The 23,168-nt window shown below is 51.3% G+C and carries 21 protein-coding genes; all 21 read right to left on the bottom strand.

From position 1 onward, the window contains the following. Positions 1 to 62 precede the first annotated feature (62 nt). The 21 genes from lepB (HMPREF9473_RS26430) to HMPREF9473_RS17330 all read right to left on the bottom strand — a co-directional run bounded on the left by lepB (HMPREF9473_RS26430) (position 63) and on the right by HMPREF9473_RS17330 (position 23,158). A complete protein-coding gene (lepB, locus tag HMPREF9473_RS26430) occupies positions 63 to 818 on the bottom strand; it encodes a signal peptidase I (RefSeq protein WP_006781506.1) in 756 nt (251 codons plus the stop codon). A 437-nt stretch (positions 819 to 1,255) separates the two neighbouring features. Next, positions 1,256 to 2,113, bottom strand: coding sequence for a tyrosine-type recombinase/integrase (locus HMPREF9473_RS17420; RefSeq protein WP_006781505.1), 858 nt, complete (start codon positions 2,111 to 2,113; stop codon positions 1,256 to 1,258). A gap of 165 nt (positions 2,114 to 2,278) precedes the next feature. Then, positions 2,279 to 2,473 carry a helix-turn-helix domain-containing protein gene (locus HMPREF9473_RS17415; protein ID WP_006781504.1) on the bottom strand — a complete coding sequence of 65 codons (195 nt, stop codon included), beginning with the start codon at positions 2,471 to 2,473 and terminating at the stop codon, positions 2,279 to 2,281. Between the two features lie 69 nt (positions 2,474 to 2,542). Beyond that, positions 2,543 to 3,289 carry a hypothetical protein gene (locus HMPREF9473_RS17410; RefSeq protein ID WP_006781503.1) on the bottom strand — a complete coding sequence of 249 codons (747 nt, stop codon included), beginning with the start codon at positions 3,287 to 3,289 and terminating at the stop codon, positions 2,543 to 2,545. 50 nt (positions 3,290 to 3,339) lie between these two features. Continuing rightward, positions 3,340 to 4,011 (bottom strand): hypothetical protein, encoded by a 672-nt coding sequence (locus HMPREF9473_RS17405; RefSeq protein ID WP_006781502.1) that lies wholly within the window; start codon positions 4,009 to 4,011, stop codon positions 3,340 to 3,342. Positions 4,012 to 4,028: 17 nt separating this feature from the next. Beyond that, the gene (locus HMPREF9473_RS26425; RefSeq protein WP_006781501.1) at positions 4,029 to 4,625 is read right to left on the bottom strand and encodes a hypothetical protein; all 597 of its coding nucleotides are present in this window, start codon (positions 4,623 to 4,625) and stop codon (positions 4,029 to 4,031) included. 46 nt (positions 4,626 to 4,671) lie between these two features. After that, positions 4,672 to 5,223: a hypothetical protein gene (locus HMPREF9473_RS17395; RefSeq protein ID WP_006781500.1), complete on the bottom strand. Its 552-nt coding sequence runs from the start codon at positions 5,221 to 5,223 to the stop codon at positions 4,672 to 4,674. Then, positions 5,220 to 5,777: a hypothetical protein gene (locus HMPREF9473_RS17390; protein WP_006781499.1), complete on the bottom strand. Its 558-nt coding sequence runs from the start codon at positions 5,775 to 5,777 to the stop codon at positions 5,220 to 5,222. Before HMPREF9473_RS17390 ends, HMPREF9473_RS17395 begins: the two co-directional genes overlap by 4 nt. A gap of 8 nt (positions 5,778 to 5,785) precedes the next feature. Next, entirely contained in the window at positions 5,786 to 11,023 is a 5,238-nt protein-coding gene (locus HMPREF9473_RS27440) for a GLUG motif-containing protein (RefSeq protein ID WP_006781498.1), read from the bottom strand. 38 nt (positions 11,024 to 11,061) lie between these two features. Beyond that, positions 11,062 to 11,799 (bottom strand): signal peptidase I, encoded by a 738-nt coding sequence (gene lepB / locus HMPREF9473_RS17380; RefSeq protein WP_006781497.1) that lies wholly within the window; start codon positions 11,797 to 11,799, stop codon positions 11,062 to 11,064. 425 nt (positions 11,800 to 12,224) lie between these two features. Then, positions 12,225 to 13,130, bottom strand: a complete 906-nt coding sequence (locus HMPREF9473_RS17375) for a tyrosine-type recombinase/integrase (RefSeq protein ID WP_006781496.1) — start codon at positions 13,128 to 13,130, stop codon at positions 12,225 to 12,227. Positions 13,131 to 13,655: 525 nt separating this feature from the next. Next, positions 13,656 to 14,267 (bottom strand): carbohydrate-binding family 9-like protein, encoded by a 612-nt coding sequence (locus HMPREF9473_RS17370; RefSeq protein ID WP_006781495.1) that lies wholly within the window; start codon positions 14,265 to 14,267, stop codon positions 13,656 to 13,658. Between the two features lie 48 nt (positions 14,268 to 14,315). Continuing rightward, positions 14,316 to 15,503, bottom strand: coding sequence for an ABC transporter substrate-binding protein (locus tag HMPREF9473_RS17365; RefSeq protein WP_006781494.1), 1,188 nt, complete (start codon positions 15,501 to 15,503; stop codon positions 14,316 to 14,318). A gap of 17 nt (positions 15,504 to 15,520) precedes the next feature. Next, positions 15,521 to 16,372, bottom strand: a complete 852-nt coding sequence (locus HMPREF9473_RS17360; RefSeq protein ID WP_006781493.1) for an ABC transporter ATP-binding protein — start codon at positions 16,370 to 16,372, stop codon at positions 15,521 to 15,523. 18 nt (positions 16,373 to 16,390) lie between these two features. Then, positions 16,391 to 16,771 carry an ABC transporter permease gene (locus HMPREF9473_RS26960; RefSeq protein ID WP_080568880.1) on the bottom strand — a complete coding sequence of 127 codons (381 nt, stop codon included), beginning with the start codon at positions 16,769 to 16,771 and terminating at the stop codon, positions 16,391 to 16,393. Continuing rightward, complete coding sequence (locus HMPREF9473_RS26955; RefSeq protein WP_006781491.1) at positions 16,710 to 17,246, bottom strand: ABC transporter permease; 537 nt, start codon at positions 17,244 to 17,246, stop codon at positions 16,710 to 16,712. The genes HMPREF9473_RS26960 and HMPREF9473_RS26955 overlap by 62 nt, the downstream gene beginning before the upstream one ends. A gap of 27 nt (positions 17,247 to 17,273) precedes the next feature. Then, positions 17,274 to 18,008 (bottom strand): sugar isomerase domain-containing protein, encoded by a 735-nt coding sequence (locus tag HMPREF9473_RS17350; RefSeq protein WP_006781490.1) that lies wholly within the window; start codon positions 18,006 to 18,008, stop codon positions 17,274 to 17,276. Continuing rightward, a complete protein-coding gene (locus tag HMPREF9473_RS17345; RefSeq protein WP_050810080.1) occupies positions 18,005 to 19,093 on the bottom strand; it encodes a Gfo/Idh/MocA family protein in 1,089 nt (362 codons plus the stop codon). The genes HMPREF9473_RS17350 and HMPREF9473_RS17345 overlap by 4 nt, the downstream gene beginning before the upstream one ends. Positions 19,094 to 19,372: 279 nt before the next feature. Further along, the gene (locus HMPREF9473_RS28240; RefSeq protein ID WP_006781488.1) at positions 19,373 to 20,317 is read right to left on the bottom strand and encodes a C40 family peptidase; all 945 of its coding nucleotides are present in this window, start codon (positions 20,315 to 20,317) and stop codon (positions 19,373 to 19,375) included. Positions 20,318 to 20,362: 45 nt separating this feature from the next. Then, complete coding sequence (locus tag HMPREF9473_RS17335) at positions 20,363 to 20,764, bottom strand: bactofilin family protein (RefSeq protein WP_006781487.1); 402 nt, start codon at positions 20,762 to 20,764, stop codon at positions 20,363 to 20,365. A 297-nt stretch (positions 20,765 to 21,061) separates the two neighbouring features. Then, positions 21,062 to 23,158: a DUF2264 domain-containing protein gene (locus HMPREF9473_RS17330; protein ID WP_006781486.1), complete on the bottom strand. Its 2,097-nt coding sequence runs from the start codon at positions 23,156 to 23,158 to the stop codon at positions 21,062 to 21,064. Positions 23,159 to 23,168 lie beyond the last annotated feature (10 nt).

The following is a 23,168-nucleotide window of genomic DNA, read 5'->3' as shown; positions in this document are numbered from 1 at the left end:
GTGTTTCTCTTTTTCCTTCATATGTAATCGAAAATGGCTCATTTCCTAACTCCTCCACTCCTCTATCTTCCGTCCCTGACTATCAGTATCACCTTCCCCAGCACATCCTCCTCCGGCACCGTTCCGATATTGCTGTCACGGCTGTCCACGGATTCCGCCCGGTTATCCCCCAATACCAGATACTGGCCGTTCATCACCACCTGGGTGGGGGCTGCCTGCTCCCGGCGCTCCCCGGACACAGGCTCTGTTATGGTGACAAATTCTTCCCTTATCTGCTCCCCATTTACCACTACCTGGTTCCCCGCACGGTTCATCTCCACACGGTCCCCGGGTAATCCCGCCACCCGCTTCACCATGACCTCCCCGTTTTTCTCAAATACCACCACATCATCCCGCCGGAGTTCCCCTGATATACGGCTGTATACGATCCAGTCCCTGTCATTGAGATACGGATACATGGATGTCCCTGACACACGGTCTATCCCAATCACAAATCCAAACAGCCAGCCCACGCACAGGAAGGTGCACAGCACCCCGGTCAGAAGACTCATATTCCTGCGTTTTCGCCTCGCAAAATACCGTCTCATCTCCACACGGACACGCCGGCGCAGCTGCTTTTTCAATACTGCACTCCGGGCCGCCGCCGTGTCAGGCCCTGTTTCCAGGGATTTCACAATGTCCCAGAGATAACAGATGACCTGCCCCTCCTCAAATCCTCCAAAACGGGCCATACGAAAATGGGAACTTTTCTGATAGGTTATCTCACTGCTTTTTCCCTTGAATCTTCGGGATGTTCCCCTTTTTTCGACGGTCTCCACGGACTGGCCCCTTCCTTTACCCTCTAATGTGAATTATGAGGTGACGGATTTTCATTTGGCGGAATCCAGCAGGGCATTTATAGTCCATCCAGCCTTCAGGCAGATGAGAATTAAGATAATTGGGAATCATTTAGAACGATTTTTGACTGTTTTGAACGGTAATTCAGAACGCAGGAATCTGCTTTCAGAAATCCAGGCATGGCAAACAGGCAATTTTGCTCTCCAAAGCCAAATCACCGGATTACACGCCCATCACGCCACATTTCTGCGAACTCTCTGCCGCATTTTGCAATTTTTTCCATTTCAAACCTTGCAATTTTTACGAAAGTGGGTATAATAGACTATATTACGAAGGAAATATCCTTCAGAATTGATATTAGATACCGCATAATTCACATTATGGGGTATTTTTTATTTATACGCTATGACAGTCACTGTCAGCCTAACACCATCCGCATCCGCGACATCTGCCGCCTGGGCTGCTCCTCCGTGGTCATCGTGTAGATTCGTGTCGTGTTGATACTGGAATGTCCCAGCAGATCCATCAGCCGGACCACATCTTTTTCGATGCTGTAAAAGATTCTGGCAAACAGATGTCTGAAATTATGAGGAAATACTTTCGCCGTGTCGACTCCGGCTTCTCTTCCCAGCTGTTTCATCTTCTTGCTCACATTGCTCCTGTCCATCGGATTCCCATGTTTTGTGACAAAGATGCTGCCTGATACAATCCCTGCCTTCCGGCAGTATTTTCTCAACACCTTCGTCAGTTCCACCGGCAGCAGCACTACCCGGCTTTTCCCCTTGTTATAAATCTCGGCCCGCCCATCCCGCAATGATTCCACCGTGATAAATTTAAGTTCACTAATCCGCACTCCCGTACTGCCAATCGTCTGTATCAGCATACTCATCTTCATATCTCCCTTCTTCCTGGCCGCCAGAATCAACCGCTCATAGTCCTTCTCTGTCATCTCTCTTTCCGGCTTGCTGTACTGTACACGCTGCACTTTAAACAGCTTCACCTTCCATTCTTCCCAGCCTGCAAACACAAAAAAGCTGTTCACCGCCGCCAGCATGGAATTGGCGCTTGCAATCTTATAATGCTCCCGCAGATAGTTCTTATATTCCCGGACCTTTTCCCGGTCCGCTCTCCTATTCTCTCCCAAATAGGCGGCAAATGTCCTGATATCCCGGAGATATTTCTCCACCGTAGCAGGACTTCTCTCTTCGTCCTGTAAGTATTCCTGATATCCCAATACTATTTCTTCCGTGATTATGCCATCCCTGCAGATTCCCATGATTCAGTCTCCTCCTTTGTTCATATCCTTATGATTATTTATCTATAACTCTACCACAGGAATCCTAAATTCAAAAGCATTTCACAGTAATATTTTTATATTAAAATGGCCTCCTGGGGTTAGATTTATCCATCTAATGCCAGGAGGCCAGCCGTATCTGTATTCTCAGCCCTTAATTCCAAGGGTATCCGCAATCCGTTTTTTCGTTCGCTCGCACTGGTTCCGGCCATAAATGATGTCGCTTACTGTGGAGTTGGCAAGGCCTAAGCGTCTGGCCAGCTCCTGCTGGGGGATGTCCTGCTCTACCATTGCGATTTTCATTTTCTTTCCGAAGGGGGTGCATGGGATTCTGGTTGCCATGTGTGATTCTCCTTTCTCATTTATCGATGATTCCTGCGGCTTTTTCGCGGGCCGCTGGCAAAAGACTGTTTAGGTTGTTGGAGCCGTTGTCGACACGGTGAATGTTGGCGTTACCGCAAATTTGTTGCCGTCCTGCCAGGTTCCCATGGTTAAGGCGTATATTTTCAGATTCATGATATTGGCATTTTCTGCTGCTCCGGCGGCTTCCAGCTTTCCTTTGGTGTCTGTCTCATTTTTCTCGTCGCTGTCCATGTAATAATTGCCGCTGAAACCGGTTGTGAGCCAGAAGTTTTTTCCATCTCCTTCTACCGCGTTCAACATGGGCAGTGTTGCAAACTGACCGTCTTTTTTTATGGCAATCATCACATTATTGCTATCAGCCGTATTCTGTAATGCTGACACCGTACCCACAAGGGAAATGTCTTTTCCAAGAGTTGCATCCACAGCCGAACCTGTTTTGGTCTCTATTTTTGATATGTAGACCCAGACCGGGGTGGCTGAATTGTTGGTAATCGTATAATTGCTGGCATTGGTAATGATTCCTGCATCTACCTTTGATTCACTGGGCTTCCCCGCCGCCGTTCCGCTTTTGCCGGGGTCCACATCAAAGGCGGCCTTCAAGGGCACTGTCACGCTGATCTGGGTTGCCTTGATGGTTCCTTCTATGGTCATGTCCATTGTTCCTTTTCCTGAGGCATCTACGGTCGAAACCTCCGCCTCCCCCTCCGCCGCCAGAGCCTCAAATCCTGTCATTCCTGTTGCTGTCATTCCCAGCGCTAAGGCCAGGGCTGTTATCTGCTTCCTGTTCTTCCTCATCGTTTTTCCTCCTGTTATCCCTTTTATTTTTTATATAAACCAGCTGCGCGCTACTGCGCTTTCACTGTGCTGATTTTCAGGGTCGGCTTTACGGTGAACTGATACGCTCCGTAAAAATCTGCCGTTGCTTTTCCGTATATCTGCAGGTCGGCCTTCTCCTCCGCTCCTATCTCCGCCACCGGTATCCCTGTTCTTCCCGGGCAGATGGCGTACTGCTCAAATTCCTGGCTGCTTGTGTAGGTCTGATTCCGTCTGCCAAGCACCAGGATGGCCCTGCCGGGCGTTTCCGTCTCCGCTATCGTTCCCACCAGAGCGAAATCCTGGACCGGTCCTCCCGGAAATTTGTCAGAAAAAAACAGGTCTGTCCCTGATACCGGAGCCACGCTGGCAATCTCCAGCTTTACCGGCACTACTGAATGGTTGATGACGGAAAGGCCCTCCGGACTGATAATCTGGCCGCCCGGTCTGGTTACCGCATTAAATTCTGCCAGGGGATTCACGGTGAAATCCACATCTGACGGCACGACTGCTGATATCAGCGTCACCTCGATAGTGCCTACCAACTCTGTCTCCACATCTTTCTTCCCTTTCAGCTGGTCAAAGACCACATCGCTCTCCTCGGTTACATTTCCCTGCCCGTATGCCGGATACCCCGGCCGTACCGCCAGAATCAGGATAACGGCGGCCGTTATGGCAGTTATGTTTTTCTGTTTTCTCTTCATTGCCGTTTTCCCTCCTCTCACTCATACAGTGTCAGGGTAATCCGCGCCGCGGCCTGACCGATGTAGGTCTCATTTTCTTCCTGATAGGCATAAAATCTGGCGGTGCAGTCATACTGGCCGGCCGGCAGTTCCTTCTTTAACGGGGCTGACTCCACATAGTTTCCCGGCTTAATGGCACCAGTCTCGTAAATAATTTCGTCCGTATCGTCTCTCCACACCTCTACCCGGATCAGTTTTCCCTGGTTGGAGGGATTTTCGATCAGCCAGTTAATGCCTCTGTCTTCCCCAGCCGCCTTCCCGGACGGGGTGGCGTTGATGGACATGGCAAGCATCCCCTCCTCCACAATGGAATCCAGCTCCCGCTGGCGCTCTGCCCTGCTCTTTCCGGGAATGTCTCCGTGTACGATGTTGGCCTCGTACTGCAGTCCTTCTGTCTTCCCGTCCCGCCGGCCCTCTTTGATATAATACCCGGCAGCTGACAGCACGGCGGCCAGCAGCAGTACCGACAGCGGGGTAGCGATAGTTCGCCCTTTCTTTTTACAGGCGGCCATCTTATCCTGCGGTGGCCGGTCCCTTCCCCTCCCCCGTGTTTCCCTCAATTCCTGTTGTTCCATATCCACTCCCACTTCCATCGCTTTTTGTACTTCACGGCTCCCGGCTTCACTGCTGCACATACAGAGTGAGGCGGGCGGCAGCCCTTCCAATATAGGCATTATCACGGATGCGGTAGGCATCAAAGCTGGCCAGGCAGCCGTATTCTCCGGCAGGCAGTTCCACATCCAGTCTGGCCTTCTCAATGTACTGCTCTGGGTCCAGGTAGCCGGACTGATAGATGACTTCTCCCGTGTCCTCCCGGCTGATGGTCACCGTAAACCGGTTTCCATTATCAGGCGGATTCTCTATCAGCAGGTTAGCCTCCGCTTTTCCATCCTCCATCACCGGCGTCGCGTTGATGGAAAATGTCAGCATCCCCTCTTCCACAATGGCATCCAGCTCCGCCTGGCGCCCTGCCGGATCGCTTAAGGTTCCGCTCCGAACATTTCCCTCCGGCTCCAGCTGGGGATAATTCACCTCCTGGGGGCGGTTTGCATAACTGACAACAACGTATCCAGCCACACCTGCCACTGTGGCGCAGAACACTGCTGCTATGATAATCACGGTCCAGCTGGCATGGCCTCTTCTGGACCGCCGGTCTGGTCTTCCCTCTGTCATTCCACGGTTTCTCCTTGATTTGTTTGTTCTATCACCCGCACGGCCAGCTCCAGGGTCATGCTTCCTGCCGGTTTTGTTTCGGTGAACAGCTCAATCCCGGCCAGCACCGGGATTTCCCCCGGGGGCAGCGGTTCGGACAGTTCTATCGTTTCTATGTATGTTCCGGGGTCTACCCGCTTTGTGCCCCCGATATAGGTTCCGGTTGATTTTAAATACAGGCTGATTCTGGCGCTGTATCGGTTTTCCGGCGGGTTCTCAAATTCAATATTGCATTCCCGGCTGTCTGATGTCATGGTGGGAAGCTGATTCAGTACGACACGGTACTCCCCTTCCCCCACCGGCCGGCTTCCCGCATGCAGTGTGCCGTTTATCGCATTTGGGTCTGCCAGGATATCCATCTGGGCCTGGACCGGTTTTGGCAGGCTGTACAATGTCAGAACGGCCAATATGACCGCCACCAGTCCGGCCACCGCCAGCAGGATGCCAAACAGGAAGCGCAGGCCTGTCTTCTGTTTTCTTCTCTGTTTTCTTGTTTTTCCTCTGCTTTTCATCATTTCTGCCCTCAGCCCGCGCTTACGGATACACCCGGCTCCGGATTTTCAGCCGGTATCCGGAATTCATAGGTTATCTTAAAGCCGAAGGTCTGCTGGGGGCCTACATGAAGCAGGCTGTGTTTCATAAAGTACCGGTATCTGAGAATACTGCCGGATCCAAGACTCCCCTTCATCCAGGTACCCGGATTTTCATTTTCTCCAGGTTCATAATACAGGTCTCCGACCGTACCGAGTTTTCCTGTATCTTCTCCCTCCGCCGGCTTCGTGATTCCCAGCCGCACTCCGTCCTCCGTCAGCGGCTTTTCGTTGTGGATTCCCTGTTCCTTAGCAATTGGCTGAAGCACAACATCTTTCCCCACCTGAATGGGGTCCAGACTGCTGATTTTCAGCTGGATGGGATAAGGGTTCCCATTGACCAGTTCTAAGTCCTCCGTATAAGCGGTGCCTGTGACGCCGGGCTGCAGTTCCATCATCGTCTGGGCCTTCATTGTCACATCCAGCGTCTTTCCGGTTACCGCAGCAATCTCAACCGTAATTTCATAGCGGGTAATGTCTGTGATTCCTTCTGCTGCTGTCTTTGCCACCAGATCTACAACCAGGGTCCGCTTGTAGGGGTAAACATAGGAGGCGCCATTGTAAAGGGTCATCGCGCTGAAACTTGTGATGGAATCCGTCGGCTGTATGAGTGAGCCGTTCCTGCCTGCAAGGTCCTGGTCTCCTGCTATCAGGGACAGTTGTGTGTGGGCGCTGTTCGTTCCAGAAAGATGGAACTGGGCAGTTACGTTATCTTTGTTCTCCAGAGTAATCACAGGCTCTGTATCCGCTGCTTTCTCCTGATGGATTCCCCGGAACAGTAACGATGACGGCAGGGTTCCCCCGCTTATTTCTCCTATGGAGCCTGTCACATTTCCGTCCACTTCCTTAACTTTTGCTGGGTCTACGGCCACAGCCAGCATCACTGGAGCATCAAAAGTGGGATATCCTTTTGTTTTTTCATCCACAAGGCTGGTATACCACACCCGGTCTGTTCCTTTCCGCTCCACACCATTATAGGTGTTCAGACCGGCTGTCTGCTCCAGACGCTTTGCATCGCTGCTGGTATCAAACATGGTTACCTGGCTGCTGTCTGATAAATCCGTATCGCTGTAACACTGTATCAGATTCCCGGTTCCGGTTTTCCCGGCTATGCTCCCCGCCGTTCCACCTGCTGATTCCTCTGCCCTGACAAAGCCGCTGGCCAGACAGGCATTGTAGCAGTTTTGGATTTTTCCTGCACTCCCGTCTCCTGCAATTCCTCCGGCGGCGGAGTCTGCACCGGCCGCTTCCAGCTGGGTTTCCAGATTATAGCAGTCGCGAATCTCCGCACCGGCTCCCATTAACTGCCCCACAATTCCGCCTGCATACCAGGCGCCGCCTCCCTCATTTCCCCGGCTGTAACACTGGAATATGGCTCCTCCGTCCAAGATACCGGCGATGGCTCCCTGGCTGCCTCCGGATGAGACCAGGGTGGAATCTACCACCGCTATATTTGATATGGTTCCTGTTGCGGTTGCAAATAATCCGGCGTTAGCATCAGCATCGGCTGTCGTGTCAATATGAAGTCCACTTACTTCGAATCTATCCGTATTCCTGGCCCCAAAGGTCCCGCTATAATTTCTGATGGGAATCCAGGGGAGGGACGCCCCTGAAGTTCCAGTATAGGCGGTTCCCGTGACATTGATATCGTTCATAAGTGTGGCACAGGCATTTGGCTGTGTACCGCTGTTTACCCGGTAGGCGAACCAAGCCAGCTGCTCTGCATCTTTTATCTGATAAGGGTTTTCTGGCGTTCCTCCTCCTGAAGGTTTTGTCTTATCTGCCGGTAGGAAACCGCATTCCAGGGCTTCTCCGGCTTTTTCCCAGTCGAAGGGGGCTAGGGAACCGAAGGTTGGATAAGCGCCCATGTTGTATTTCCAGACGCCGTCAAAGGTCTCTTCATTCAGTTTGTAGGCGGCAACCCAGGATTTCATCTGTGCAGTTGTGAAAGCAGTCGCTTTACTGTCTCCCCGCACACTGGTGTCTTTATCATAATAGCAGTTCATAACTACATGCTGAGAAGTGCTGCCAGAAATTGCCATTCCTCCTGTTCCTGAGATTTTTCCTGCATTATAACAATTCTCAATCGTCAATCCCGGTGCATCTTTATTATTATTCACTCCACCCAAAATTCCGCCTGCTCTTTCGTTGCTTGTTACCGTTATAGTTCCTGTATTATAACAATTTCGAATCGTCACCTTTATCCTCATCTCTGACCATACAGTCCCCAGAATTCCTCCTACATAACAATCAACTTGCGAGTTTCCTGTTATATTACCTGAATTATAGCAGTTGTCAATTACTGCAGGCTTATCACCATCAAGAACGTAAGCAACAATCCCTCCTACTTCCCCATATCCCCCCGTTATATCCACTGTGTTCCAACAGTTTATTACATTTCCACCGGTGAGTGACCTAATAAAAACACTTCCTCTTCGTTGACTCTTGAAATTTATATATCCTGATTCCACTCCCAAATTTTTTATAGTTGCTCCATATACACTATCAAACAGCGCAAAACTACCCTCTCCGGCTCCACTTAAACGTAAGCTTGTAATTATATGAGTGCCTCCATCAAAAACACCTGCAAAATTTTTTATTGATTTCCACAACAAACTGTTAGACAAATCATTAGGATTATAAACAGCATCTGTATAGGTTCCCCCAAACAGGTCAATATTCGATGTCATGGTTGCACAAATATCACTCTTTACTGAATTTACCATATAAGCAAACCAGGCCAAGTCCTCCGCACTATCCAACAAATAAGGATTGGTTTCCGTTCCTGGTGTCTCACCGGGATTCTCAACAGGAGGGGGCGTTGTTATCTCAGCCCCCACATCCAGCCAGCTGGTATAACTTTTTGCTTCAGCCGCCACAGTAAGTGCATAATTTCTGTACGCTTCGCCGACGGATGCTTTCAAGCGGACGCCGCTTCTACCACCGGTATTTTTGCTGCTATCGTCTGCTTCCATAACCATATCTTCATCTGGCGCCTCATCAACTGCATCCAGAGAGGACTTAACCACAGGCACATCATGAGGCATCATTGTCACCTGCTCTTCCAATCGAATCTGATTTCCCTCTTCAATCTGAATTCCGTCTTCCCCATCCCATTGGATTTCCTGCCCATCTACCTCTTTGGGGAGTACAATATTTCCTGCCTTCAAGACGTCTGACAGCGACTGGCCCTCCGGAAGCGGCAGTGCAACCACGGATACTTTCGAGCTGCTCACGATTGTCTCATGTCCACTCAATGCAAAATATTCCAGCTGGGGATATGCCTGCTCTGTTTTTCTCCAGTCACCAGGGATTCTGCTTTCCGCGCCGGTCATCTCATCCGTCCACATCCCTGTCAAGTCCTGTTCTGGCGCTTCGCTTGGTGATGCCTCCGGTATACAGGCCATCTGCCGGTCATATACACAGCCGGTCAGACTTCCATTTCCATAGACTGTAAAGGCGCCATGCCGGTTTCCGGATTGGCCTATGGTCATAGTGGAATAGCAGTTTTCAATGGCTCCGTCATTGACAGCCGCAAATCCGCCGTTTACACCATCACTATCTGACAATCCGGAGACGTAACTGTTTTCGGTTCTGGTCTCTGCCCCAAGTATCCCGGCCAGACCTCCGGTGTATGCCTCAACCGGCTCCACGAATGACCCGATTGTGACCAGCGCAAAGCAGTTGGAAATCAGGGTGGCCTCCGCGGTCTGGGCGGCCAGGCCTCCTGCTGTGATACGGTCTGCTGTGACCAGAATATAGATATCACCATTCGGACTTCCCGCATACTGGCGTTCTTCCTCGTTAATCTGTGATTCTTGGCCATCCTTCGGGCTTTCTGCCGGGTCTGATGCATCGGATGGCGTTGCCACTGAAGGTTCCTCCTCTGCATCGGATGGCGTTGCCTGTAAGGGATTGTCGGCACTGCCATTTACGATGGGTGCTGCTTTCATCGCCAGGAACTGGCGCTCAATCGGATGAAACGTGGCGGTTTCCGTATTCGTCAGGTCCGTCTGTGCCGGTTCCTTACTGCCGTCTTCCGTCCAGCCGGCACTGTCGGTCTGTCCATCCCCTCTGTTTGGAGCATCCGCCGGCTGGCTGACCGTTGAATCCGGTTCAGATACCTGCGGCGATTCAGACGGCTGTGCCCCCTGGGTTCCTTCCCCAGCTGCCGTTCCATTCTCATCATCCGGGAGCAATGACTCCTCCCCCGATGGCGTCACCGCATCCTTTTCTCCTGACTCCTGCTCCGCTTCCGTAATTCCGGCGCCTGTACTGCTGCCGTTCCCAGCACTGCTTTCCACTCCCGCATTGTTTCCAGTTCCCGCACTGCTTCCGGCTCCTGCACTACTTCCAGTTCCTGCATTGCTTTCCGCTTCCGCATTGCTTCCACTCCCCGCACTACTTTCCGCTCCCGCACTGCTTCCGGCTCCTGCACTGCTTCCGCTTCCAGCTCCATTTCCATCTTCTATCTTCGTTCCACCTTCCAGTGATTCCGCCGTCTCCATCCCCGGCCCCTCATTCTGGGAGCCATCCTCCTCCCGGCTGCTATCCTCTTTCACTGGTTCTCCCACGCCCGGTCCCGTGAATTCATCCGCATCGGCCGGACTTGCCTTCTCCAGCAGAAACGACGCTTCCGAGGGACTGGCCGTCGTAATCTCTCCACTCATTCCACAGTTTCTTATCACGGAATGCACCGCATAAGCCGCCAGCGCCCCATATCCATCCACATAATGCTCCCCATCATAATAGGTAAAGGGATTCTCAATCACCGCACCGCTTAAAAACAGATCGCTTACCTCCGCCCCCTTCAAAACACCAAACATCGGTCTAGTCAATCCGCTTATGACGTGCCCGTTCCCGTCGAATCTTCCGGTAAACGGTTCCAGATTCGTCCCAATGGATTCATACAGCCATCCAAGGTCCAAATCCTCCTCCAGCTGATACCTTCCGTCCAGATTGTAATCCTCACTCTCCCGGTCTATCAGATACTGCTCAAACTCCTCCTCCGTGTGAAGCAGTACGGTCTCCCTGCTCTTTGCGCGGGCAGTTCCCACACTGTGAACGGCATATATTCCCACCGCCACGAAAAGCACACCAGCAATTCCTATCATCAGCCAGTTCCAGTATTTCCCTTCTTTTCCCTTTGTATGTAATCGAAAATGGCTCATACACATGACCTCCAACTGTTATCCTTCCGCATTTCCTCTTATCCCCTTATCCTGACAATCAACATCACTTTTCCGAGAATGTGTTCCCTTGGCACCGTACCAATCTCTCCATCACGGCTGTCGATGGAAACTCCCCGGTTGTCTCCCAGCATCAGATACTGGCCGTCCATCACGGTCAGCGGCTGTCCCATCCGGTTTTCCTCTTTTTCCTCCGCCGCCCCCGCCAGATTCACATAATCTTCCCGGACCTCTTCTCCGTTTACCACAACGCGGCTTCCTGTCCCGTTTATTTCCACCGAATCTCCCGGAAGCCCCACTACCCGTTTCACCAGATTTTCACTTCCATTTTCAAAAATAACCACCTCATCCCGGCAAAGTTCCCGTCCCAGCTGGCGGCTGTACACCACCCAGTCCCCATGATTCAGATACGGATACATGGAATTCCCGGACACCCGGTCTATTCCAATCAGAAAACCGAAGATTCCAATCACGCACGACGCCGTCAATAGCGCAGCCGCAAACATGCTCACATTTCTGCGTCTGCGGCGGGCAAAATAGCGCCTCATCTCTATCCGGACTCTCCGGCGCATGTTCTGGTTCAGTTTTGTGAGTTCTTCATTACCCAAATGCTCTCCCGCGTCCATGGCCTTGGCCATGTCCCACAGATAGCAGATAACCTCTGTCTCATCGAATCCCCCGAAACGGGTTACACGGAAATGAGCTGCCCTCCTCCGCTGATGCCTGCGGGATTTTCCTCGTATTGCAGCCGTGTCCACGGATTGACACCTCTCTTTCACTCTCTACTCTGTAATATGAATTATGGAGTATAGGAAAGAAACTGTATCACGGGCTGTCTTGGATTTATTGATACTTTTAGGGGAAATATTTATTTGATTTCTAAGTTTTAGATGATTTGAACTGTTTTTTCTGATTCCCGAAATCCAGCTTCTATAAATTGGGGCACGCCAAATAAGCGATTTTGCTTCTCAAAGCACAATCACCGGATTCCATACCCTTTGTCCCACATTTCTGCGAGCTTTCTATCATCTTTTGCAATTTTTTCCATTTCAAACCTTGCAATTTTTACGAAAGTGGGTATAATAGACTATATTACGAAGGAAATATCCTTCAGAATTGATATTAGATACCGCATAATTCATATTATGGGGTATTTTTTTATTTGCACGCTTTAACGGCACTGTCAGCCTAGTACCATCCGCATCCGCGACATCTGCCGTCTGGGCTGCTCCTCTGTGGTCATCGTGTAGATTCGTGTCGTGTCAATGCTGGAATGTCCCAGCAGATCCATCAGCCGTACCACATCCTTTTCAATACTGTAAAAAATTCTGGCAAACAGATGTCTGAAATTATGAGGAAATACTTTCGCCGTGTCGACTCCGGCTTCTCTTCCCAGCTGTTTCATCTTCTTGCTCACATTGCTCCTGTCTATCGGATTTCCATGCTTTGTGACAAAAATGCTGCCTGATACAATTCCTGCCTTTCGGCAATATTTTCTCAACACCTTCGTCAGTTCCACCGGCAGCAGCACTACCCGGCATTTTCCCTTGTTATAAATCTCGGCCCGCCCATCCCGCAGTGATTCCACTGTGATAAATTTAAGTTCACTAATCCGCACTCCCGTACTGCCAATCGTCTGTATCAGCATACTCATCTTCATATCTCCTTTCTCCCTGGCCGCCAGAATCAACCGCTCATAGTCCTTCTCTGTCATCTCTCTTTCCGGCTTGCTGTACTGGACCCGCTGCATCTTAAACAGCTTCACCTTTAACTCCGCTTTCCCCCAAAAGACCAAAAAGCTATTGAGAGCTGCCAGCATAGAGTTTGCGCTGGTTATCTTATATCTGTTTTTCAGATACTGTTTATATTCACGAATGACCTTCTTATCCAATGTCTCATTACTGCCAGCTATGCACCTGCTGTCAACCTCCTCTTTTCCCCTCCCTCTTTCATTCAGATACTCCATAAACACCTTCACGTCCCGAAGATATTTCTCTACCGTAGCCACACTCCGTTCCTCATCCTGTAGATATTCCCGGTATGTAAGCAGTATCTCCTTTGGAAATTTCACATTTTTGCGTTCTTTCATTTTAAAAAAAATCCTCCTCTGTAAAATTTTATGATACTAATAACAATAAACGCTGCGAAAAAGAATTGCAACCTATTTTACCAAAAAAGAATCTGTTGCTAAAATATTTTTTATAACATATACTATGTCATAAGCAGATAAAAAACCAATAATAGCCTGCGTTATTTCATGTCTCACTGTTGCTCTTCTCAATCAAATATGTTATAATTTAGTTGCCAAAGGGAATAGTCCCTTTCCGATTTTCGGACATCTGCATAAGGAGCGTGCAGCGGTGTTTTCTGGCATCGTCAATAACTTTACACTGTCATCAGTAAATGAAGGAAGCCTGGCTGTCCTAAATGCCGAATGAGTGGAAGGCTCATAATGTTGGTAAAGCAACAGAATAAACCAGAAATGTTGAATATGAAATCTTAAAAGGTATTTCTCAACAATATGAAACACTTTTTCGATAGTAACATGCAAAAAACAGCCGGAAGTCCCAAAAAACTTCCGGCTGTTTCTCTACACATAACCAACATCTCCCCGTCACTCCACCAATCTCAGTTCCCCAAAAAACTCCGACCGGTGAAAGTCTGGAGCCGGGCTGTCTATTTTGCTCCACATGCCGTAATGTGGGAACTCCGTCATTTCGCCGCACTTATAGAAATTGGCGTAGAACTTACGGAACCGTGCTTCCTCCGGCGGGCCTCCAAACACCTCGCCCAAGAGCTTGAAGGAAATGAGATATCGGGCCAGCCACAGGCCCTCCGCTTCCCGAATCTCGGTGGAAAGTCCCAGATACGGCTTATACTTCTCCTCCAGCCTGACACGGCCCACCTTGCTGCTGCCAAAGCCCATAACTATGGTTCCCTTCGGATTCACCTCCAGATTGATGTACCGGCGCTCCGGCTCGGCCGGCCCAAAGAAGAACTCCATGCAGCTGTCATGCCACACATCCCGGCCGTCCGTGTCCGCCTCCATCCTCAGACGGGTTTCGTGGGACACCGCCTCCACGGCCAGCCCGCTGTGATTCCAGCACAGGCGAAATACCGTCTCAGGCATGTAATCATTCTTCCGCCAGCCAAATTCCTCAATCCTTGCCTCGGCGCACACCCCGAAATCCAGGTTCTCGCAGTAAGGCACAACCAATTGTTTCATAAACACCATCCTTCTCTATCCCAATCCCATGTTTCCGGCGTTGCGTCGTCAGTCCGCCGTCGCATTCCGTATAAAGTCTTTGTAGAACACCTCATCAACCTTCAGGGCCGTGGCGTCATCCAGTCCATTGTTTCCCATGTGGGAGGCACGGATTTGCTGGAGGTAGGTAAACCCTTGTCCGTTATCATCACTAAAGTATTCCTTTAAGTCCGCCTTGCTCAGCCAATATGCCGCCTCCGGGTCATAGTCCTCCGGGGACAGCTGGTCAAACGGCACTGCCAGCTTAATGCATTCATCCCAGTTGTCTTTGTTGGAACGGTAATCCATCGCTTCCACCAATGCGTTGACAAAAGCCTGCACAAGCTCCGGATTCTTCTCACAAAATTCCTTGTTTACCGCCCAGGTACTGGGGGTAACCGTATCCGACAGATGGGTAAAGGTGGTGGCCGCAATCACATAGTTGTCCGTATCCCGCTGAATCGCCATCTTGGTATTACCGTAAGTGATACAGCAGTCAATGCTTTTATCCTGCATCACCGCCGTAATATTGGCGTTGGTCGTATTGAGAATCGGAATCTCCTTGTCCGCCGCGCCTTTTAACGGGTAGGCGCCCTCGATGTCCTCATACCAGACTTTATCCCCGTCCGCCTTATCCTTGTTGATTGCATTGACAAGACTCTTTAAAAATGTTCCCGGCGTCGTAGTCAAATCGCAGGCCAGCGTCATTCCCGGCAGCTTCTCCCCCAGAGTCTCTAACGGCTCATACTCCTCTATGCCAAGCCCTTTCCTCACAATCAGCCTGTCATCATTGGTCAGGTTGTCGATGGTGAGAATTGCAATTTTGGGGTCCTTCTCAAAATAATGCCACGCCATCCCATTTCCCAGAAAGCCAATATCCATCTCCCCCGCGGACAGAGCGGAAAAGACGTTGGGCCCTGTGGTGACCGTCATTTTAATATCAAAATTGTACTTTTCATTCAGTTTCAGCTCGCTGAGCAGAAATCCGGCGGAAAATGCGGAGCCGCCCTGATGTATCCCATAGTGTACGGTTCCCAGAGACTGGGCAGGCGCGGCAGTATCTGTGCCGGAATCCACAGAAGTAGAACCCGCTTCGGCAGCCACGGTACCGGTTTCCGGTGAAGCGGCGCCAGACTCCGGAGCTTTTTTTGCACAGCCGGATATGATAAATGGAATCGAAATCAGTGATGCCAGAATAACCATTTGTGTTTTCTTCATCTTGTATCTCTCCTTCTCTATTTTTTAACTTCCAGATACTCCCTGTACACCTGTTCCCAGACCTTATTCTTATAGCGGATAAACTCATCCTCCATTTTGGTGGCCTGGGTCCGCGGATATGGCAGATCGATATCGATAACCGTTTTGATCCGGCCGGGCCGGGCACTCATAATCACCACCTTGGTCGCCAGCAAAACTGCCTCCTCCACATCGTGGGTGATAAACAGACAGGTCTTCCGCTCCTGCGCCCAGGTGCGCAGCAAATCCTCCTGAAGCTGGGCCCTGGTCTGGGCATCCAGCGCGCCAAAGGGCTCATCCATCAACAGCACGTCCGCATTGGTCACATAGCTGCGTGCAAGCGCCACACGCTGTTTCATGCCTCCGGAAAGTCTTGAGGGAAATGCGTCCTCAAATCCCTCCAAATCCACCATCTTGATATAGTGCTCCACGAGTTTTTGCTTTTCCTCGCGGGTATATTTAACCGATTTTGTCACCTTTTTCACGGCGCCTGTCTGAGCGTCCTTCTTCTCCACTTCCACATCATGCACCAGAAATTTCATCGCAAATTCAATGTTTTTCCTCACTGTCATCCATGGAAACAGCGCATACTGCTGGAAGACAACCGCCCGGTCCGGCCCTGGCCCGATCACCGGCTGCCCGTGAATGGTCACACTGCCGGAATCATAAAACTCCAGCCCAGCCACAATATTCAGCAGCGTGGTTTTTCCACATCCGGAAGGCCCCACCACGCACACGAATTCATTTTCGTAAACGGTCAGGTTCACATCGTTTAACGCATGGACGTCATTTCCCTTTTCCACCTTGTAGATTTTCTGGAGATTCTTTACTTCAAATACCGGTTTTGCCATCTTATCCTCCCTTCCGGCCTATTTCCACTTTGTGAGCTGCTTTTCCACAAACAACAGCAGCTGGTCGAAAATGAAGCCCAGAATTCCAATCGTAATAATCCCCATCATGACAATATCAATCCTGGCCGCCCCGCTGGCTATCTGAATCCTGGCGCCTAAGCCTATGGTTGCCCCCGTCATCTCCGCGGCAATCAATGTGGTGAAGGAACCAGCCAGCGCCGCTCTCGCCGCCACAAGGATATAGGGAAATGCCGCCGGCAGCGTTACATACAAAAACAGTTCTCCGTCGTTGGCTCCAAAAGTATAGGCCGCCTTGATCAAGGTCCTGTCAATCTCCTTAATGCCCTGGTAAATCGTAATCGAGCTGGAGAGGAAGGTGGCGAATAAAAATAATGGCAATTTTGGAGTTTTCCCCGACGCCGAAGGCCACTACCATGATTGGTATGGTGGCAATGGGCGGTATGGTCCGGAAAAATTGAAGCCAGGGTTCCGTCACGCTCCGAAATCCCCGATACCAGCCCATCAAAAATCCCATCGGAATCGCACACGCCATGCCAAGCGCGTACCCAATCAAAACCCTCTTTAGGGACGCCCAGATATCTGCAAAGAAATAGCCATCACGAATACGCTGTAATGTCACTGCCCATACTGCGTGCGGCGTAGAAAGGAACAGCGAAGGTTTATCAAACAACGTTATGACATACCAGATGACCGGTCCCAGAATAATCCCCACCCAGAGGAGAACACGGTACTTCTGTGCCTTGGAATCACTGAAATCCTTCAGTTTGCGCATCTTAATCTTCGGTCGATTTTCCTCTATGCCAGGAACCTCTTTTTCTATGTCAGGAACCGTATCGTGATTGTTTTTTTCCATAGAATAACACCTTTCCCGCGTGTTCTTTTATGCGAACGGCACGATTTTTCTGTATTTTTCAATGATGGGGCGGTTATGCTCATCGCCGCCCGGCACGTTGGCGCTAATCAATACCTCCGGCTTTTCCCCGTCCGCCAGCATCAGCTCCACGGCACGGCACTGTACCGCCTGCACGATAGCGGCGCCAATCACGGTGGAAATCGGTCCAAATGTGAAATCGCCAAAGTCAATGGCCGCGTCCCCCACAGCCCCATGGGTATCCAGCGAGATATCGCAGGCTTCATGTACCAGCAGTCCTGACGGATGGCTGCTTCCCACCATCACCGCCTGGTCCACGCAGGATATGCCCATGGAGGTAACCCCCAGTTCCTTGCAGAGCAGACAGGCATCAATGGAAGTGGCATTTTTGCCGCCATAACAGAAGATAAACATGGAGTCTCCCTTTTTCAGCGGATACTTCTTGAAAATCTCTGCCGTCACGCCCACTTCCCGCTCCAGAAAACGGTCCTCCGGTTTCTTCACGGTGTGGCACATCAGACGCTCATCCAGAATCGGGTAGCAGGCCCCAAAGCCTCCCGCTCTCATAAACGGCTCCATACACAGCATGGTGGAGTGACCGGTGCCATACGTATAGAGCATTCCCCCGCTGCTCATGGTATTCTTCACAGCCACCGCTGCCTTCTCAATATTCTCCGCCTCCTCGCTCATAACCTTCTGAAGCAGTGTACTCGCATAGTTCATATATTCTTCCGCTTTATTCATCTGAAATCCTCCTTCTCAATCCGGTTCACAGTTCCATTTTCTGCCGAGCATCTCGCCGCTTCCAGCACGCGTTCCACATAACAGCCATCCTGAAAACTGGCTCCCCTTGCCGGCTTTCCCTCTATTCCGTCCAGGAAATCACTGGTTTCCCAACGGAACCAGTCTTCAAACGGCGTTTCCTGCGCCAGCGGGATATTCTGCCAGCCCCCGCCGTACGGTCCGCCGCTCTGCTTTTCCCAGAAACAGAGAGTCGTTTCCTCCCCAAAGGTTACTCTCGCCATCCCTCCTTCTCCCGCCACGTGCATCCGCAGCGCATCCAGTCCCACGCGGCTGACAAAAAAGCTGCCAAGCCCGCCTCCACCACGGCAGGTGAGCGCCGCGCTGTCATCCGTCTCCACCGGCTCCGGGCCATTCTCACCTTCACGGTTTTTAATAAAAATGTCGCTCTGGCAAAACACCGTGGAATAAGTCCCGCCTGTCACAAAGTGCGCAAGGTCGATTAAATGACTGCCAAAATCCTCCAGCGCCCCGGCGCCGGACAATGCCTGGTACATCCGCCAGTCCATGCCAATCCCCGCATCCGCCAGTCTCGTGCCTCCCAGACTGGCCTGTACGGTATAGACATTTCCAATGTGGTTCCGAACAAGACTGCGAAGCTGATCAGCCGCCTGGGTAAAACGGTAGGTGTATCCCACACAGCAGTGTACGCCCATCTGCCCTGCCACGGCTTCCAGCTGCTCCGCCTGTTCCAGGCTAAGCGTCATAGGCTTCTCCAGAAGTACGTGTTTCCCCGCCGCCAGCGCCGCCATGGCATACTGATAATGGGTGCTGTTCGGCGTGCATATCACCACCGCGTCACAGGCCTCCAACAGCATCTCCGGCGTGGTGCATGATACCGCATCCAGAGAAAACCTGTCTTTCCATCTCTGAGTGGTGCTCTCCCTCCGGTTGTACACCGCGCTGATGCGCGCCCTTCTGTCATGGATGATCCCCCTGGTGTGCCAGTCCGCTACGGAAACGTTGGCTCCCGTGCCGATAATACCGATGCGAATCCTTCCGTCATCCTGTAATTTAATGTATCTCACCCTCCTTTCTCTTTGGGTATCCTTTTTCACGTTCCAAACCTGCATCCAATGCATGAGACCATTATTTTTTGTTGAAAATGACTATTTTTTAACTGTTAATCCTCTTGCATCTGTGCTATATCACCATTATATAGTCCAAATTCGGGCAATGCAAGTTTAATCTACCCAATCGTTTGCGTAAGACGGCCGGATGGCCAGACCAATATTTTGAAACAACAAAAAATCCCCATACAAGACATGTTTCTTTCTGTCCTGTATGGGGATGACTTATTCGATTCTCTAATCACCAAGCACATTCACAATCTTCACCGGCGTGCGGTATTTCCAGCCGGATACTTTGATGCCGGTGCGCTCGTTGGAGGCGTGCACGACTTTTCCGTTGCCTATGTAGATGGCCACGTGGTTGACATAGCTTCCACTGCCGTAGAATACCAAATCACCGGGCTTTACGTCGCTCTCCGAGATTCCGGGGCCGGTCTTGGACTGCTGGGCCGCGGTGCGGCTTAAGGAAACGCCGGCGGCGTGGCTCATGACATAGCGGGTGAACCCGGAACAGTCAGCGCCAGTGTTGGGATTGGTGCCGCCGTATACGTAGGGATTGCCCACAAACTGGAGGGCGTAGTCCACCACGTCCTGGCGGAACTGCTCTTTCTGGTAGTCTGCAATTCTTCCTGTCAACGCGTCATAGTTCTGATACTGCTCCGACATGCCGGCGCGCAGCATGTCCAGATTCTTCTGTACAATGTTGACGTCACCGTCATTCGAGGCTACCTGAAGGGAGGCATCCTCCTCCAGGCCGTCAAGATCATCCAAATCCACGGTGTCCAGACCAATTTGACTGCGGATTTCGTTCTCTCTGCTGGTAAGTTTTTTCAGTTCTGTTATGGTATCAACGGTTTTCTGCTCCAGCTGTTCCAGTTCCTGCTCCTGCTGCTCTCTGGCCAGCTTCAAATCCTCGTTCTCATCTTCAATCTGCTGTTTCTGCTCGGATATCTTCTGCCATTCCAGCTCAATCTGCTGTTTCTCGAACTCTACCTGGCGAAGCTGATGTGTGGAACCTGCAAAGAACAGAACTCCGCCCACCAGGGTCATAATCATCAGGAAGAACATCCCAAATACCCAAACCGGAATCTTGAAGTGAATCGGCTTCTTCTGGGAATGAGGAAGCAGCATCACCGTATAATTCATCAATACATTCTTTTCTTTAAATTTTTTCCATCTCATCGCTTAAAGACTCTCCATCAAACAATGCTCTCAACGGTTACGTTATTAACTGGCCTTCTTGTCCTCTTTGGCTGCGTCGGACTCTTTCTTCTCCTCCACGGCCGGAACCTCCGGATTCTCAATCACCACTTCCGACACCTGCATGTAGCAGCTGCCCTTGAACGCGGCGCCCTCGTCAATCACCAGGGTCTTGGTGGTAATGTCGCCTTCCACACTGCCGTCTGCCGTAATCTCCGTTTTCTCTCTTACGTAAATGTTCCCTTTTACCCTGCCAGCAACCAGGATGGACTCTGCTGTGACGTCCCCCTCAATCACACCGTCAGCGCCTACAATCACGGCTCCCTTGGAAATGGCCTCGCCCTGTACGGCTCCGTCAATTCTCAGTGTCTCCTCCGCAATAATAGCCCCACGGATCACGGTGTTGGCTCCTATCATCGTATCTATCATATGTTTCCCTGCTTTATCCTTTTTTTTCCCTAACATCTCACATAACCCCCGACTTTTTTCGTTTGTAAATGCGTTTTCCATGCATTACATATAGTACCATTTATTTACAATTTTTTCAATAATTTATTACGAAATATTTACAGATTGTGCATTTTATACATATAATCGTAAAATTTAGCGTGTTTTATGACCTTTCAGGTCTATATCTCGCCCTTCTGTAGCTCTAAAATGTTACAAATGTCAATAAAAATAACAGGGCGCCTGCATCGCTGCCTGCGCCCCGGAAATACATAGCCATTATATGGACAATCTGCCTTCCATTCCCTCGAAATCCACGGTGACACACCGGCCGTCCTTCATCTGGAGAACTACCGGGCCGAAGCCGCCGCATCCGGTTTCATCCGTGTAGCGGATTTCCTCGATGGGGAACAGTTCCTCCTCGCTCCAGTCTGACTGGTCCTTTTTCGTCAGGACGGCGCTGACCATGATGTATGGGAGATACTCATAATATTTCTTCCGGCGGCTGATGCCGTAGACGAGACGGCTCTCCTCCGCTACCGGGCTGACGCCCTTTCGTTTGCAGACGTCGATTTCATCCCAGCCGTCATAGGAAACGAAGGCCACCTGCCCCTCCCCTGATTTCAGGATAACCGCGCTGCCAAACGTGTTCTGGCCATTGCGGATTTCCACTTTTATGTCGCCGCGGTCCGCCATGCCGTAGGCCCCCAGTGTCAGGGTGTAGGGTTTATCCGGAATCCGGACCTTGTCCACCCGGATAAGACCGTTGGATACCGGGAAATCAGCCAGGTCGATGGAGCATTTGTCCTGGAAGGTGAAATCAAAGTCGAAATATTCCTTCCGGTAGAGCACTCCGTCCCGGACACCGCCGTACATAAGGATGTTAGGAATCCAGGTCTTGGATGGACTCTGCGGCAGGATGCCTTTCTGTGTCTTACAACTGGCTCCGGCTGACGGCCGGTTCTTCCCGCCGGGAATACACTCTTCCACCGTCAGACTGTACTGCATGGCCTCCACGCCCTTCCAATCAAAGTCCTCCCACGGGAACTGGCTGTTGAAAGACAAGCGGGAATAAGCGTTTAAGGAGGGATTGTCCTTCTTCATCAACACCTTGGCGGTGCGGAATTCCGTGATACCTGTATTCTTGTGGTTGTCCATGATGATGGCCGGGCCGTCCAGCACCTCGGTGTGGGTCTCCCCGGCGGACATGGTTTCCCACACGCCGTTATGCTCCTTTGCCGTCCAGAACGGATGGTCCTTGGGCAGCATCAGACATACCCAGGCGTTGGCCAGCCAGAAGGGGCTGGCGGCACAGCTGTATGTCTGCACAAAGGGCTGGAATGGTCCGTAAAAGCCGAGGCAGGGAATGCCCTCGTAGAAGCACTCCGGCCTGGTGGCAAACTGGAGCACCGCACCGGAGGTGATTCTTCTGGCCCATCCCGGGTCCACTTTGGAATCATGAAGCAGCAGATTGGCGGCCAGCGGAGCCGACGCCGCGCTGCGGTAGGTTCCGCTGCGGCCCCACATGGTGACATGGCCGTCGCCGTCAAACATGTGAGGGTAGGTCTCCACCAGCTCGTGGGAGTACTGCTCAATTTTGGTGGCCAGATAGGGCTCCTTCTCATATCCGTACCACTGGTTCCACAGCGGCCCGTAGACATGGAAAGCCCATGGACAGTAGTAGTCAAACAGGTGGCCGTCGCGGTACCAGCCATTTCCCGCATAGTAGGAAACGATAACCTGGGCGTGGTCCCGCATCATGCCCTGGTCGACCGGATACCCCTCCCGGTCCAAAAATGCCAGAATCAGCATGTTGAACAGACGCCAGTTGTGATGCCCCGTGTAGGAGTGGCCGAAATTGGACAGATAATCCGCAATTCTCGCCTTCTCCTCCGCCGTATAGCTGTCCCAGATGACTTCCTTGCACATGGTCAGGCCGATGACCAGGGACGCGCACTCGCAGGTGTGCTGGAATGCCTTCACTCCCGGCTCCGCCTCCGGAAATATCTCCTCCACCCGGAGCAGGTAGTTCGGCGTGCCCGGTGTGATGGACAGCAGAATCTGCTGTTTATAGTACTCCTTCATGGAATATCCGCACACCACGGCATCCGGCTCGTTGTGAAGCAGGGGGGCCGCGATGAGAAAACTTCTGGCCAGCCCCTCAAACCGCTCCGCCGCCAGACGCCATTTTGGTCCCCCCGGCTGGGGATAGCTGACGTCAAATTCGTGGCGCGGCACCAGGATTGGGTCCTCCATGTGTTTTACATGCTGGAAAATGCCTTCCAGAAAGAAATGGCTCAGCTCCAGCCAGTGCTCCCTGTTCATGCCGGTGTATGGACTTAACTCATAGTCCGGATTATTTACTGTAAATTTCATCGGGATGTTT

This window comes from Hungatella hathewayi WAL-18680 (genome assembly GCF_000235505.1).
Taxonomy (GTDB): Bacteria; Bacillota; Clostridia; order Lachnospirales; family Lachnospiraceae; genus Hungatella_A; species Hungatella_A hathewayi_A.
Note: the sequence above shows the minus strand (reverse complement) of the source record. Positions and strands in the feature narration are given on the sequence as shown.

Coding starts and splice junctions, on each gene's coding strand:
- HMPREF9473_RS17420 (WP_006781505.1), bottom strand. CDS start 2,113: ATGGGAATCTGCAGGGATGGCATAATCACGGAAGAAATAGTATTGGGA.
- HMPREF9473_RS17415 (WP_006781504.1), bottom strand. CDS start 2,473: ATGGCAACCAGAATCCCATGCACCCCCTTCGGAAAGAAAATGAAAATC.
- HMPREF9473_RS17410 (WP_006781503.1), bottom strand. CDS start 3,289: ATGAGGAAGAACAGGAAGCAGATAACAGCCCTGGCCTTAGCGCTGGGA.
- HMPREF9473_RS17405 (WP_006781502.1), bottom strand. CDS start 4,011: ATGAAGAGAAAACAGAAAAACATAACTGCCATAACGGCCGCCGTTATC.
- HMPREF9473_RS26425 (WP_006781501.1), bottom strand. CDS start 4,625: ATGGAACAACAGGAATTGAGGGAAACACGGGGGAGGGGAAGGGACCGG.
- HMPREF9473_RS17395 (WP_006781500.1), bottom strand. CDS start 5,223: ATGACAGAGGGAAGACCAGACCGGCGGTCCAGAAGAGGCCATGCCAGC.
- HMPREF9473_RS17390 (WP_006781499.1), bottom strand. CDS start 5,777: ATGATGAAAAGCAGAGGAAAAACAAGAAAACAGAGAAGAAAACAGAAG.
- HMPREF9473_RS27440 (WP_006781498.1), bottom strand. CDS start 11,023: ATGAGCCATTTTCGATTACATACAAAGGGAAAAGAAGGGAAATACTGG.
- HMPREF9473_RS17375 (WP_006781496.1), bottom strand. CDS start 13,130: ATGAAAGAACGCAAAAATGTGAAATTTCCAAAGGAGATACTGCTTACA.
- HMPREF9473_RS17370 (WP_006781495.1), bottom strand. CDS start 14,267: ATGAAACAATTGGTTGTGCCTTACTGCGAGAACCTGGATTTCGGGGTG.
- HMPREF9473_RS17365 (WP_006781494.1), bottom strand. CDS start 15,503: ATGAAGAAAACACAAATGGTTATTCTGGCATCACTGATTTCGATTCCA.
- HMPREF9473_RS17360 (WP_006781493.1), bottom strand. CDS start 16,372: ATGGCAAAACCGGTATTTGAAGTAAAGAATCTCCAGAAAATCTACAAG.
- HMPREF9473_RS26955 (WP_006781491.1), bottom strand. CDS start 17,246: ATGGAAAAAAACAATCACGATACGGTTCCTGACATAGAAAAAGAGGTT.
- HMPREF9473_RS17350 (WP_006781490.1), bottom strand. CDS start 18,008: ATGAATAAAGCGGAAGAATATATGAACTATGCGAGTACACTGCTTCAG.
- HMPREF9473_RS28240 (WP_006781488.1), bottom strand. CDS start 20,317: ATGAGATGGAAAAAATTTAAAGAAAAGAATGTATTGATGAATTATACG.
- HMPREF9473_RS17335 (WP_006781487.1), bottom strand. CDS start 20,764: ATGATAGATACGATGATAGGAGCCAACACCGTGATCCGTGGGGCTATT.
- HMPREF9473_RS17330 (WP_006781486.1), bottom strand. CDS start 23,158: ATGAAATTTACAGTAAATAATCCGGACTATGAGTTAAGTCCATACACC.